General features: G+C 69.8%; 11 protein-coding genes. 7 read left to right on the forward strand and 4 right to left on the reverse strand.

Annotated elements, in window-relative coordinates:
* The first annotated feature begins 210 nt into the window (after nt 1–210).
* The 4 genes from ACP4E5_RS16575 (at nt 211) to glgB (ending at nt 7,803) form a co-directional block, all read left to right on the forward strand.
* Entirely contained in the window at nt 211–2,259 is a 2,049-nt protein-coding gene (locus tag ACP4E5_RS16575; RefSeq protein WP_425829399.1) for an alpha-1,4-glucan--maltose-1-phosphate maltosyltransferase, read from the forward strand.
* A 47-nt stretch (nt 2,260–2,306) separates the two neighbouring features.
* Nucleotides 2,307–4,019, forward strand: a complete 1,713-nt coding sequence (gene treS, locus ACP4E5_RS16580) for a maltose alpha-D-glucosyltransferase (RefSeq protein ID WP_425829401.1) — start codon at nt 2,307–2,309, stop codon at nt 4,017–4,019.
* Nucleotides 4,020–4,071: 52 nt separating this feature from the next.
* The gene (locus ACP4E5_RS16585; RefSeq protein WP_425829403.1) at nt 4,072–5,433 is read left to right on the forward strand and encodes a maltokinase N-terminal cap-like domain-containing protein; all 1,362 of its coding nucleotides are present in this window, start codon (nt 4,072–4,074) and stop codon (nt 5,431–5,433) included.
* Between the two features lie 159 nt (nt 5,434–5,592).
* The gene (gene glgB, locus ACP4E5_RS16590; protein WP_425829405.1) at nt 5,593–7,803 is read left to right on the forward strand and encodes a 1,4-alpha-glucan branching enzyme; all 2,211 of its coding nucleotides are present in this window, start codon (nt 5,593–5,595) and stop codon (nt 7,801–7,803) included.
* A gap of 46 nt (nt 7,804–7,849) precedes the next feature.
* On the opposite strand, the gene ACP4E5_RS16595 is transcribed toward glgB, so the two are convergent.
* Nucleotides 7,850–9,844 carry a HelD family protein gene (locus tag ACP4E5_RS16595; RefSeq protein WP_425829407.1) on the reverse strand — a complete coding sequence of 665 codons (1,995 nt, stop codon included), beginning with the start codon at nt 9,842–9,844 and terminating at the stop codon, nt 7,850–7,852.
* Here ACP4E5_RS16595 and ACP4E5_RS16600 point away from each other — a divergent pair.
* Nucleotides 9,836–10,114 (forward strand): hypothetical protein, encoded by a 279-nt coding sequence (locus ACP4E5_RS16600; protein WP_425829409.1) that lies wholly within the window; start codon nt 9,836–9,838, stop codon nt 10,112–10,114. The two genes, ACP4E5_RS16595 and ACP4E5_RS16600, sit on opposite strands and share 9 nt — an antisense overlap.
* Nucleotides 10,115–10,237: 123 nt before the next feature.
* Here ACP4E5_RS16600 and trxA read toward each other — a convergent pair whose 3' ends face one another.
* Genes trxA through ACP4E5_RS16615 form a run of 3 tightly spaced genes read right to left on the reverse strand, consistent with a single transcriptional unit; the run spans nt 10,238 to nt 11,339 of the window.
* A complete protein-coding gene (gene trxA, locus ACP4E5_RS16605; protein WP_425829411.1) occupies nt 10,238–10,558 on the reverse strand; it encodes a thioredoxin in 321 nt (106 codons plus the stop codon).
* A gap of 5 nt (nt 10,559–10,563) precedes the next feature.
* Nucleotides 10,564–10,971 carry a MerR family transcriptional regulator gene (locus ACP4E5_RS16610; protein ID WP_425829413.1) on the reverse strand — a complete coding sequence of 136 codons (408 nt, stop codon included), beginning with the start codon at nt 10,969–10,971 and terminating at the stop codon, nt 10,564–10,566.
* Nucleotides 10,972–11,000: 29 nt separating this feature from the next.
* Entirely contained in the window at nt 11,001–11,339 is a 339-nt protein-coding gene (locus ACP4E5_RS16615) for a hypothetical protein (protein WP_425829415.1), read from the reverse strand.
* 179 nt (nt 11,340–11,518) lie between these two features.
* Here ACP4E5_RS16615 and ACP4E5_RS16620 point away from each other — a divergent pair, with 179 nt between their 5' ends.
* Both ACP4E5_RS16620 and ACP4E5_RS16625 read left to right on the forward strand, forming a co-directional pair.
* The gene (locus ACP4E5_RS16620) at nt 11,519–12,400 is read left to right on the forward strand and encodes an AraC family transcriptional regulator (protein ID WP_425829417.1); all 882 of its coding nucleotides are present in this window, start codon (nt 11,519–11,521) and stop codon (nt 12,398–12,400) included.
* 34 nt (nt 12,401–12,434) lie between these two features.
* Complete coding sequence (locus tag ACP4E5_RS16625; protein ID WP_425829419.1) at nt 12,435–13,241, forward strand: maleylpyruvate isomerase family mycothiol-dependent enzyme; 807 nt, start codon at nt 12,435–12,437, stop codon at nt 13,239–13,241.
* The last annotated feature ends 38 nt before the right edge of the window (nt 13,242–13,279 follow it).

Here is a 13,279-nt window from a genome sequence, read left to right on the forward strand (position 1 = left end):
GGGTGAGTTCATGGTCCGGTCCCGTCGTTGTCGGCGGGGCCGGTCTTATGTGTTCCCTTACGCGCCAGTAGTGACGAGTAGTTGGGACGACACGGATTGTCCGCCGATGGAGCGTGGAAGGCTCCTTCGGTACACCGCACGACTTCACCGCACGGCCCTCTCCCCGAATCTCGTTTCCGCATCCCCGAATCCCCGCGGACAGGAGCGGTCATGCCCGCAAAGCGATCTTCTTCACCCGCCTCACGCACGCCTCGCAGGCGCGCGACACCACGCGCCACCATGGGCCGCATCCCCATACGTGACGTCCGACCCGTCGTCGAGCAGGGCCGGCGCCCCGCCAAGGCCGTCGTCGGCGAGACCTTCCAGATCACGGCCACCGTGTTCCGCGAGGGGCACGACGCCGTCGCCGCGAACGTCGTGCTGCGCGGCCCCGACGGCGAGCCGGGCCCGTGGACACCGATGCGCGAGCTCGCGCCCGGCACCGACCGCTGGGGCGCCGAGGTCACCCCCGACGCGCCCGGCCACTGGACGTACCGGGTCGAGGCGTGGGGCGATCCCGTGGAGACCTGGCGGCACACGGCGAAGATCAAGATTCCGGCGGGCATCGACACCGAACTCGTCCTGGAAGAGGGCGCGTTGCTGCACGAACGCGCCGCGAAGGGCGCCCCCGCTTCCGTTCGCGAAACGATTGTGCGGGCCGCCGCCGCGCTCCGCGACACCACACGCCCGGCCCCCTCCCGGCTCGCCGCGGCACTCGCCCCCGACGTCCAGCGGATCCTGGACCGCCACCCGCTGCGCGAACTGGTCACGCGCAGCAGAGCGCTGCCCCTCCTGGTGGAGCGTGAGCGGGCCCTGTTCGGGTCGTGGTACGAGTTCTTTCCGCGTTCGGAGGGGGCTGTGGTGCGGGCCGGGGAGCGGCCGGTGAGCGGGACGTTGCGGACGGCGGCCCGTCGGCTTCCGGCCATCGCGGCGATGGGTTTCGACGTCGTCTATCTGCCGCCGATCCATCCGATCGGTACGACGTTCCGTAAGGGGCCGAACAATTCGCTGTCGCCGGGGCCGGACGATGTGGGGGTGCCCTGGGCGATCGGTTCGCACGAGGGCGGGCACGACGCGATCCATCCGGACCTTGGCACGTTCGAGGATTTCGATCATTTCGTGGGCCGGGCGCGGGAGTTGGGCATGGAGGTGGCCCTGGATTTCGCGTTGCAGTGTTCGCCGGATCATCCGTGGGTGCAGAAGCATCCGGACTGGTTCCATCACCGTCCGGACGGCAGCATCGCGTACGCGGAGAATCCGCCGAAGAAGTACCAGGACATCTATCCGCTCGCCTTCGACCAGGACCTGCCGGGTCTGGTCGCGGAGACGGTGCGGATCCTGCGGCTGTGGATGGACCACGGGGTGCGGGTCTTCCGCGTCGACAACCCGCACACCAAGCCGGTGGTGTTCTGGGAGAAGGTCATCGGGGAGATCAACGGCACCGATCCGGATGTGATCTTCCTGGCGGAGGCGTTCACCCGGCCCGCGATGATGCACACGCTGGCCGCGATCGGTTTCCAGCAGTCGTACACGTACTTCACCTGGCGCAATTCGAAGCAGGAACTCACCGAGTACGTCGAGGAGTTGAGCGGGGAGGCGGCCTGCTACATGCGGCCGAACTTCTTCGTGAACACTCCCGACATCCTGCACGCGTTCTTGCAGGACGGCGGGCGGCCCGCGTTCGAGCTGCGTGCGGTGCTGGCCGCGACGCTGTCGCCGGCGTGGGGGCTCTACAGCGGGTACGAACTGTGCGAGAACACTCCGCTGCGGGCCGGGAGCGAGGAGTATCTGCACTCGGAGAAGTATCAACTCAGGCCCCGTGACTGGGAGTCGGCCGAGCGGGAGGGACGCACGATCGCCCCGCTGATCACCGAGCTCAACGCGATCCGGCGCCGCAACCCGGCGCTGCGGACCCTGCGCGGCGTGCACTTCCACCACGCGGATCAGGACGAGGTCCTCGTGTATTCGAAGAGCGTCACGTCCGCACAGGGCTCGAACACGGTCCTGGTCGTCGTGAACCTCGACCCGCACCACACCCAGGAGGCCACGGTGTCGTTGGACATGCCGCACCTGGGGCTCGACTGGCACGCGTCCGTGCCGGTGCACGACGAACTCACCGGCGCCACCTACCACTGGGGCAGGACGAACTACGTGCGCCTGGAGCCGGGCCGCACGCCCGCGCACATCCTCGTCCTCCCGCCGGCGGCCACGCCGCGATGAGTTCTCAGGAGCAGACGGGACATGGGATTCGGAGGGTCACCCACACCATGATGATGAATGAGCCCGTCCCGGACACCTTCGAGGACACCCCTGCGAAGGACCGGGACCCTGATTGGTTCAAGCGCGCCGTCTTCTACGAGGTCCTGGTCCGTTCCTTCCAGGACAGCAACGGCGACGGCGTAGGAGACCTCAAGGGGATCACGGCGAAGCTGGACTACCTCCAGTGGCTGGGCGTGGACTGCCTCTGGCTGCCACCGTTCTTCAAGTCGCCGCTCAGGGACGGCGGTTACGACGTATCGGACTACACGTCCGTGCTCCCGGAATTCGGTGACCTGGCCGACTTCGTGGAGTTCGTGGACGCGGCGCACCAGCGCGGTATGCGCGTGATCATCGACTTCGTGATGAACCACACGAGTGATCAGCACGAGTGGTTCCAGCAGTCCCGCTCGGACCCCGACGGGCCGTACGGCGACTATTACGTGTGGGCCGATGACGACAAGCGGTACGCGGACGCGCGGATCATCTTCGTGGACACGGAGGCCTCGAACTGGACCTTCGACCCGGTCCGCAAGCAGTACTACTGGCACCGCTTCTTCTCCCACCAGCCGGACCTGAACTACGAGAACCCGGCCGTGCAGGAGGAGATCCTGGCCGCCCTGCGGTTCTGGCTCGACCTGGGCATCGACGGCTTCCGTCTCGACGCGGTGCCCTACCTGTACGCGGAGGAGGGCACCAACTGCGAGAACCTTCCCGCCACCCACGAGCTGCTCAAACGCGTCCGCAAGGAGATCGACTCCCAGTACCCCGACGTGGTGCTGCTCGCGGAGGCGAACCAGTGGCCGGAGGACGTCGTCGACTACTTCGGCGCCCCCAGCGTCGGCGGCGACGAGTGCCACATGGCGTTCCACTTCCCGGTGATGCCGCGGATCTTCATGGCGGTGCGCCGCGAGTCGCGCTACCCGGTCTCCGAGATCCTCGCCAAGACGCCGCCGATCCCGTCGGGCTGCCAGTGGGGCATCTTCCTGCGCAACCACGACGAGCTGACCCTGGAGATGGTCACCGACGAGGAACGCGACTACATGTACGCGGAGTACGCCAAGGACCCGCGGATGCGCGCCAACATCGGTATCCGCCGCCGCCTCGCCCCGCTCCTGGACAACGACCGCAACCAGATCGAACTGTTCACCGCGCTCCTGCTCTCGCTGCCGGGCACGCCGATCCTGTACTACGGCGACGAGATCGGGATGGGCGACAACATCTGGCTCGGGGACCGTGACGCGGTGCGCACGCCGATGCAGTGGACCCCGGACCGCAACGCGGGCTTCTCCTCCTGCGATCCGGGCCGCCTGTTCCTGCCCACGATCATGGATCCGGTCTACGGCTACCAGGTCACCAACGTGGAGGCGTCGATGTCCTCCCCGTCGTCGCTGCTGCACTGGACCCGCCGGATGATCGAGATCCGCAAGCAGAACCCCGCGTTCGGCCTCGGCTCCTACACCGAACTCCCCTCCTCCAACCCCGCCGTCCTCGCCTTCCTGCGCGAAGCCCCCGCGAACGGGGACGGAGCCGACGACCTGGTCCTGTGCGTGCACAACTTCTCCCGCTTCGCCCAGCCCACCGAACTGGACCTCCAGTCGTTCAACGGCCGGCACCCGGTGGAGCTGATCGGCGGCGTCCGCTTCCCCGCCATCGGCGAACTGCCCTACCTGCTCACGCTCGCCGGACACGGCTTCTACTGGTTCCGGCTCCGCAAGGACTGACGACGACATACCTGGGCACTCTCCACGCATATCCGGGAAAGGACACGACGCCATGTCGGAAGCCGCAACCCGGCCCGCCGCCCCGACGGCCGGAGAATCCGAATTGCTCATGTCGCTCGATCCGTTGCTGCGCGAATGGCTGCCGCGCCAGCGCTGGTTCGCCGGCAAGGGCCGACCGGTCACCGGCTTCACCCTGGACGCCGTCACCGAACTGCTGCCGGACGCCGCCCTGTTGCACCTCCTCGTCCGCGCCCACCAGCCACCGGCCGACGAGGAGGGGCCCGGCGACCGCTACCAGCTGCTCATCGGGACCGCGGAGGCCGCGGCCCCGCACCTCGCGCCGGCGGTGATCGGCCACGTCACGCACGGCCCGCTCGCGGGACGCACCGCGTACGAGGCGCTCCAGGACCCGCGGCACTCCGCGGTCCTCCTCGAACGGCTCCGAATACCCGGCGCGCTCGGCGCCCTCCGCTTCCACCGCGGGCCGCACGGCGAGGTGCCGCGCGACCTCGCGCCCCGCCCGCTGACGGCCGAGCAGTCCAACTCCTCGGTCGTGTACGGCGACACGCTCATAGCCAAGCTGTTCCGCCGGGTCACCCCCGGCCTCAACCCCGACCTCGAACTCCCGCTGGCGCTCGCCCGCGAGGGCTGCGACCGGGTCCCCGCGCCCGTCGCCTGGTTCGAGACGGCGGGGACGCACCCCGCGGAACCCGCCACCCTCGGCCTCCTCCAGCCCTTCCTCAAGGGCGCGGCGGACGGCTGGGACCTCGCCCTCAAGCACGTCACCAACCAGCAGGACTTCACGGCGCAGGCCCGCGACCTCGGCCGCGCCACCGCCGAGGTGCACACCGCCCTGGCCCGCGCGCTGCCCACGGTCACGTACACACGCGCCCACATCGCCCAGCTCGCCGAGTCGATGACGCGCCGCCTGGAGACGACGGCCGGGCAGGTCCCACCCCTGCTCCCCTACGTGGACGGCCTCCGCTCCACCTTCGACGCACTGGCCCAGCTCGGCGCCGAAGGCCGCACCTGGCAGGCCCAGCGGGTCCACGGCGACCTGCACCTCGGCCAGTGCCTGCGTGAGCCGTCCGGCACCTGGAAACTCATCGACTTCGAGGGCGAACCGTCCCGCCCCCTCGCGGAACGCCGCCTGCCGCACCCCGTCCACCGCGACATCGCCGGCATGCTCCGCTCCTTCGACTACGCCTCCCCCCACAACGACTGGTCACGCTCCTGCCGCGCCGCGTACTGCGCCGGCTACGCGGAGGTGACAGGCACCGACCCCCGCACCGCCCCGGTCCTCCTGCGCGCCTACGAAACGGACAAGGCGATCTACGAGGCCCTGTACGAGGCACGACACAGGCCGGACTGGCTCCACGTACCGATGGCCGCAATAGCACGGCTCGCCTCATAGGGCGCGGGGCTGTGTCGATATGCGGCTCCGCCGCGTGACGCAATCTTTTGGGGTCTGGGGGCGCAGCCCCCAGAGGACGGGACGGGAAGGGGAGGAGGGGGCGACCTTCCAAGCACGGCACCGCACGCAACGAGACGGCCACCCAAGGAGGCCCCCACCGTGACCCCCCGCCCGACCACGACCCCCGCCCCCGTCCACGAGGACGACCGCACACGCCTGAAGAACGGCACCCACCACGACCCCCACGGAGTGCTCGGCGCACACGCCACCCACGGCGGAATCGCCTTCCGCACCTGGCGCCCCTACGCCCAGCGCGTGGCCGTCACCACCCCAGAGGGCCTGCACGCCGAACTCCACGACGACGGCGACGGATTCTTCACCGCCCTGCTCCAACTCCGCGAGATCCCACCCGCGTACGAGCTGGAGATCACGTACGCCGAGACGACCCAGCGGATCGCGGACTCCTACGCCCTGCTCCCCTCCCTCGGCGAGCTCGATCTGCACCTGATGGCCGAGGGCCGCCACGAACAGCTCTGGACGGCGCTCGGCGCACACCCCATGGAGCACCAGGGCATCCAGGGCACCCGCTTCACCGTGTGGGCGCCCAACGCACGGGGCATCCGCGTCGTCGGCACCTTCAACTACTGGGACGGCGCGGCCCACAGCATGCGCTCGCTCGGCTCGTCCGGCGTCTGGGAACTGTTCGTCCCCGACATCGGCGAGGGCGAGCTCTACAAGTACGAGATCACCCGCCCCGACGGCAGCAAGACCCTGCGCGCCGACCCGCTGGCCACCCGCACGGAGGAGCCCCCGGCCAACTCCTCGGTGGTACACGCCTCCCACTACACGTGGGGCGACGAGGCGTGGCTGGAGCGGCGTGCCGCCCGCCCCGTCCATGAGTCTCCGTTCTCGGTGTACGAGGTGCACCTGCCGTCCTGGCGCCCCGGCCTCACCTACCGCCAACTCGCCGAGCAACTCCCCGCCTACGTAACGGACTTGGGATTCACGCACGTCGAGCTGCTGCCGGTGGCCGAGCACCCCTTCGGCGGCTCGTGGGGCTACCAGGTCACCGGCTTCTACGCCCCGACCGCCCGCCTGGGCACCCCCGACGACTTCAAATACCTCATCGACACCCTGCACCGGGCCGGCATCGGCGTCCTCATGGACTGGGTCCCCGCCCACTTCCCCCGCGACGACTGGGCACTGGCCGAATTCGACGGCCGCCCCCTGTACGAGCACGAGGACCCGCTGCGCGCCGCACACCCCGACTGGGGCACCCTCGAATTCGACTACGGACGCAAGGAGGTCCGCAACTTCCTGGTCGCCAACGCCCTGTACTGGTGCCGGGAGTTCCACATCGACGGCCTGCGCGTCGACGCCGTCGCCTCCATGCTCTACCTCGACTACTCCCGCGAAGAGGGCCAGTGGACGCCCAACCGCTACGGCGGCCGCGAGAACCTCGACGCCGTCGCCTTCCTCCAGGAGATGAACGCCACCCTGTACCGGCAGGTCCCCGGCGTCGTCACCATCGCCGAGGAATCCACCGCCTGGGACGGCGTCACCCGCGCCACCCACCACACCGGACCGGGCGGCTTCGGCGGCCTCGGCTTCGGCCTGAAGTGGAACATGGGCTGGATGCACGACTCCCTCGACTACATGAGCCACGAGCCGGTGCACCGCAAGTTCCACCACCACGAGATGACGTTCTCGATGGTCTACGCCTACAGCGAGAACTACGTCCTGCCCATCTCCCACGACGAGGTCGTCCACGGCAAACGCTCACTCGTCTCCAAGATGCCCGGCGACTGGTGGCAACAACGCGCCAGCCACCGCGCCTACCTGGGCTTCATGTGGGCCCACCCCGGCAAACAACTCCTCTTCATGGGCCAGGAGTTCGCCCAAGGCGCCGAATGGTCCGAAGCGCACGGCCCGGACTGGTGGCTCCTGGACCCGGCGTACGGCGCCGAGCCCGACCACAGGGGCGTACGCGACCTGACCCGCGACCTGAACGCGCGCTACCGCGAGGCCCCCGCCCTGTGGGAACGGGACACAGACCCGGCCGGCTTCTCCTGGATCGTCGGCGACGCGACGGAGGACAACGTCTTCGCCTTCCTCCGCCACGCGGCCGACGGCAGCCCGCTCCTGTCGGTGTCCAACTTCTCCCCGGTCGTCCGGCACGAGTACCGCCTGGGCGTACCGGACGACATCCCGGCATGGCACGAGATCCTCAACACGGACGGCGCGCGCTACGGCGGCGGCGACATCACGAACCGCGACCCGATCAAACCGACCGACGAACCGGCCCACGGCCGCCCGGCGAGCATCAATCTCACGCTGCCGCCGCTGGCAACGGTGTGGCTGCGCCCCTAGGGGCGCGGGGGGTGGGGGGAATCAACACGCCCCACCCCGGCGCCGCCTACCGCAGCGCCGCCCCCAACGCCTCCGGCAACTCCCCCTCATGCACGACCCCAAGATCCTGCGTGGCACGCGTAAGCGCCACATACAGATCGCTGACCCCGAACTCCCCCGGCTCGACCACGATCACCCGGTCGAACTCCAGGCCCTTGGCCTGCCGGGGATCGAGCAGCACCAGATGCCGCGTGAGGTCGGGCTCACCCCCGGCCTCCACCCCCGGCAACCTCGCAGCCAGCGCCGCGCACAGGCGGCGGGGCGCGATCACCGCGAGCCGCCCCTCCTCCGGAATCCGCTCGACCGCGGCCTTGGCCGTGGCCTCCACGACGTCGTCGGCCCGCAGCGCCCACGGCCGCTCCCCGGTCGACCGCACGGACGACGGCGGCTCGTACCCGGGGTGCACGTCCCGCAGCACCGCTGCCGCGACGTCCATGATCTCGGACGGCGTGCGGTAGTTGACGCCGAGCCGCGTGTGCTCGAAGCGGTCCTCGACGTAGGGCGCGAGGATGTCCGCCCACGCGCCGACGCTGCCCTCCTCCGAGGTCTGCGCGGGGTCGCCGACCAGCGTCATCGACCGCGTCGGCGACCTGCGCATGAGCAGCCGCCACGCCATGGGGCTCAGCTCCTGCGCCTCGTCGACGATGATGTGCCCGAACGCCCAGGTCCGGTCGGCGGCGGCCCGCTCCGCGGCGCTGCGGTGGTCCTCCTCCTCGTACCAGCCGGCGACCCGGTCCGCGTCCACGATGTCGTGCGCGGCGAGCACCTCCGACTCGTCCTCGTCCTCGAACTCGTACGTCTCCGAGCCCTTGGACAGGTCGAGGACGCCCTGCGCGTACGCGATCCGCTCCTGCCGCGCCGCCTCCGCGGCGGCCCGCTCGGCACTGTCGTCGTACCCGAGCAGCTCCGCGGCCTCGTCGAGCAGCGGCACGTCCCCGACGGTCCACTCCCCGCGCTCACGCCGGATGGCGTCCGCGTCCTCTTCGGACAGGTGAGTGGGCTCGGCCAGATAGTCGGCGACGAAGCCCTGCGGGGTGAGCTGGGGCCACAACTCCTCGATTGCACCGTGCACTTCAGCGCTCGAAGCGACAGCCTTGCCCAGCTGGGCGATGTCGTCGGGCCCGAGGAAGTTCGGGCCGCCGTACGGGTCGGCGCCGATCCGCTCGGTGAGCTGCTCGGTGAGCGCGTCGATCACCCGGAAGGCGAAGTGCGGGCGGGCCAGGTTGTGCGGCAGCTTGGTGTCGCGGGCCGCCTGCCGTGCCTCGTAGGCGATCTCCCAGTCGAGGATCAGGTCCCCGTCGTCGTGCGGAATGATCAACGGGGCGCCGGGCTCGGGCAGCCGCTGGCGGTCCTCGATGCCCAGCGCGAGGCTGTCGGCCATCGCCTCCGAGCCCTTCACGACGGCCGCGCGCGGCGTGTCCTTGACGGTGGCGTGCACGCCAGGGAACAGCTCGCCGACCGTGGAGAGCAGCACCCCGGTCTCGCCGAGCCCGGGCAGCACCTCGCCGATGTACTTCAGGAAGGCCGGGTTCGGGCCGACGATCAGCACGGCCCGCTTCGCCAGCAGCTCCCGCTGCTCGTACAGCAGGAACGCGGCGCGGTGCAGCGCGACGGCCGTCTTGCCGGTGCCGGGCCCGCCCTCGACGACGAGCACGCCGGGGTGCGGGTGGCGGATGATGCGGTCCTGCTCGGCCTGGATCGTCTGCACGATGTCACCCATGCGGCCGGTACGCGCCGAGTTCAGGGCGGCGAGCAGCACGGCGTCACCGGTCGGGTCCTCGTGGCCGGTGCGCTCCGAGTCGTCGAGGTCGAGGATCTCGTCGTGCAGCTCGGTGACCGTGCGCCCGTCGAACGTGAGATGGCGGCGCCGGCGAAGACCCATCGGCGTATGACCGGTGGCGAGATAGAAAGGCCGGGCGACGGGCGCCCGCCAGTCGATCAGCATCGGCGTGCGCTCGGAGTCGTCCGCGCGAATTCCGATACGGCCGATGTGGTGCGCCACACCGCCTTCTTGATCATCGCCATCAACGTCGGCCTTGAGGTCAATTCGACCGAAGCAGAGCGAACCCTCTACGGCATTCAACGCGGCGAGCAGCCCCGACCGCTCGACGACCAGAAGGTCCCGCTCGAGGAGGGCCTGCTGACCGGTCCCCACCGGGGTGATCGCATCCCGGACGGAGTCCGCGGCGACGCCACGCAGCTCATCGACGCGCCTGTAGAGCGCGTCGATGTATTCCTGCTCTTTCTGCAATTCCAGGCTGTCCCGGCTTGACAAAACAACTCCCTGCCCGGTACCGTGGTTTTTGTTGGCCCCCACTGTGGGGCCTTTTCTGTGGGCACACAGAAACACCGAATATACCCCGGGCGGGGCCGAATTCCAAGCGCCGGGAATTCCTCAGAGCGCTTCGGTCAACTCCTCGAGCAGCCGCCGCTTCGGCCGGGCGCCGACTCGCGACCACACCGGCTCGCCGCCCTTGAAGACCATCAGCGTCGGCATGGACATCACCCCGTACTTCACGGCCGTGTCCGGATTGACGTCGACGTCGATCGCCACGACGTCGAGGCGCTCCCACTCCTCCTCCGCCACCGCCTTCAGCACCGGCGCCAGCTGCTTGCACGGCCCGCACCACTCGGCCGTGAACTCCACGAGGACCGGCCGGTCGGCCTTGATGACCTGCTCCTCGAAGTCCGCATCGGTCACGTCCCGAAACGCCATCGTGATCACTCCCCTAGTTCACAGCGCGGCGCGGAGTCCTGCTCCGCGGCCAGCGCCTCCATGGCCCGCTCGGCGCGCGTCAACTGCGCGCCGACCGTCTCCCGTACGGCGGTCAACTCACCGATGAGCGCATCGAGTTCGGCGACCTTGCTCCGGTACACGGCCAACGACGCCGGGCACGAGTCGCCCTCAGGATGTCCGGCCCGCAGGCACTCCACGAACGGCCGGGTCTCCTCCAGGTCGAAGCCGAAGTCCTGCAGCGTGCGGATCTGCCGCAGGGCCCGCAGGTCGTCCTCGTCGTAGGTCCGGTACCCGTTGCCACCGCGCCGCGCGGGCAGCAGCCCGCGCGACTCGTAGTACCTGAGCGCCCGCGTCGTCGTACCGGCGCGGGCGGCGAGTTCTCCGATGCGCATGACGAAGACGTTAGACCTTGCCGCTGACGTCAAGGCCAGTCGACGAGTGCGAGGTACAGCACGAACGCGGCCACGACGGCGAACGGAGCCGCCACCGCGAACCCCCGCCGGCGCGCCACGAACCGCTCCTCCCACGGCAGCAGCCAGGCCGTGGCGAGCGTCAGGAGCGCGACGGTCAGCCCCCAGCCGAAGACGGTGAAGGGCCACTTCTGGGACGCCGCGGCGACCCCGTACGCGAGGAGCGCGGCGGGCAGCGTGATCACGCTCGATATCAAGGGGGCGACCCACGTACGGGGACGCGGCGCGGACGGCGCGACGCGGTCGTCCACGGAGCCGTCCACGGAGTCGTCCACGAGTTCGGAGATCATGTCTCCATCAAAGGCGGACGCCCGTTCCCATACCTGAGTGCGCGTACTCAGCTCGCGTACTCAGCTCGCACACTCAAGTCGCCTCCCCGACTTGATCGGGCACAGGATGTCGGGTCGGCCGATGTGCGGCGCGCCTAGCGTTCAAGACGTCAACAGCAGGAACCGGAAGGAGGGGCCAGGTGCTGGACCGACTCAACCAGGTCATGGACCACATCGAGCAGCGCCTCGACGAGCCCCTGGACATCGCGGAACTGGCGCGCATCGCCACCACGTCCGAGTACCACCTGCGCCGGATGTTCTCGGCGCTCGCGGGCATGCCGCTGTCGGAGTACGTCCGACGGCGCCGGCTCACGGTGGCGGGCGCCGAGGTCCTCGCCGACCAGGAGCCCCTCCTGACCGTCGCCGTGCGCTACGGGTACGGCTCGGGCGAGGCCTTCGCCCGGGCGTTCCGCGCACTGCACGGCGTCGGCCCCGGCGAGGCCCGTCGGACAAAACCGGCACTGGTCTCCCAGCCCCGCCTCTCCTTCCGGCTCACCGTCGAAGGGAACAGCAGCATGCGCTACCGCGTAGTGGACCGCGCCGACTTCAGCGTCGTCGGCCCGAAGGCCCGGGTCCCCCTGGTGTACCGGGGCCCGAACCAGGCGATCATCGACTTCGTCCGGTCCGTCCCGCCCGAAACGCTCTCGGCCCTCGATCAGCTCTCGAAGGACTCCGGCGAGGCCCCCGAGGGCATCGTCGCGGTCTGCGACGACCTGGACCCCGGCCGCGCGGAGGGCAGCCAACTCGACTACTACCAGGGGGTGGTGGCCGGCCCGGACGCTCCGGCCCCCGCGGGCTCCACCGTGCTCCCCGTGCCCGCCGGAACATGGGCGGTCTTCACCACGTCGGGCCCGGCCCCGGAGACCATTCAGCAACTCTGGGCGACGGTCTACGCGGAGTGGTTCCCCGCCAACCCGTACCGCACCCGCCCAGGACCGGAGATCCTGCGTACGCGAATGTCCCCGGACGGCACGACAGCGGACGCGGAACTATGGCTGCCGGTGGAACGCGATCCCTCGTGACCCGATTGTCAGTACCTGCCGCTACGTTGCGTCCATGAGCCACGACGCACGCACTCGCCTGTCCGTCACCCCGTATCTCGCCTGCCTGGCCGCCGACTTCGAGCACCTCAAGGCCGCCGCCACGTCGGCCCCGACGGCACAGGTGCCGAGCTGCCCCGACTGGACCGTCACCGACCTGGTGCGCCACGTCGGGCAGGTCTACGCACACAAGACGCAGGCCATCCTGGCGGCCGCTCCGGGCGCCGAACCGGAGTGGCCGCCGAAGGGCACGGCCGACGAGGAACCGTTCGCCCTCCTGGACCGCGCCTACGCCGAACTCCGGGCGGCCATCGAGGCACACGCTCCGCAGGACCCGTCAGGCACTTGGTACGCCCCGGACCAGACCGTCGGCTTCTGGATCCGCCGCATGGCACAGGAGACGGTCATCCACCGCATCGACGCCGAACTCGCGGCGGGCGGCCCGGTGTCCCCCGTCCCGGACGACCTCGCCATCGACGGGATCGACGAACTCCTGAAGGTGTTCACCGCGTACGCGGTCACCGAGTGGTCCGACTATTTCCGTGAGCCGCTGGCCACGTCGCCCGGCCGTTCGTACGAGGTACGCGCGGAGGGCGGTCAGCCGGCGACATGGCGTATTCGCACAACGGCCGATCCCGCCTTCACGGTCGAGGACGACAAGGCCACGGGCGCTACGGACGTCGTCCTGAGCGGCCCGCCCGCGGCACTGCTGCGCGATCTATGGAACCGCGCGGGTACTGACGAGACCTCACCGGTGCGGGTCACGGGAGCTCCGGAGGCGGTCGAGGAATTGCGGACCTGCCTCAAGATTTCCACCGAGTAGAAGAACCGGCAGAAAACGCAGAAAAGCCCGGACCGTAT

The organism is Streptomyces fractus (assembly GCF_049844455.1).
GTDB lineage: Bacteria > Actinomycetota > Actinomycetes > Streptomycetales > Streptomycetaceae > Streptomyces > Streptomyces fractus.

Coding starts and splice junctions, on each gene's coding strand:
- ACP4E5_RS16625 (WP_425829419.1), top strand. CDS start 12,435: ATGAGCCACGACGCACGCACTCGCCTGTCCGTCACCCCGTATCTCGCC.
- ACP4E5_RS16575 (WP_425829399.1), top strand. CDS start 211: ATGCCCGCAAAGCGATCTTCTTCACCCGCCTCACGCACGCCTCGCAGG.
- treS (WP_425829401.1), top strand. CDS start 2,307: ATGATGATGAATGAGCCCGTCCCGGACACCTTCGAGGACACCCCTGCG.
- ACP4E5_RS16615 (WP_425829415.1), bottom strand. CDS start 11,339: ATGATCTCCGAACTCGTGGACGACTCCGTGGACGGCTCCGTGGACGAC.
- trxA (WP_425829411.1), bottom strand. CDS start 10,558: ATGGCGTTTCGGGACGTGACCGATGCGGACTTCGAGGAGCAGGTCATC.
- ACP4E5_RS16610 (WP_425829413.1), bottom strand. CDS start 10,971: ATGCGCATCGGAGAACTCGCCGCCCGCGCCGGTACGACGACGCGGGCG.
- ACP4E5_RS16585 (WP_425829403.1), top strand. CDS start 4,072: ATGTCGGAAGCCGCAACCCGGCCCGCCGCCCCGACGGCCGGAGAATCC.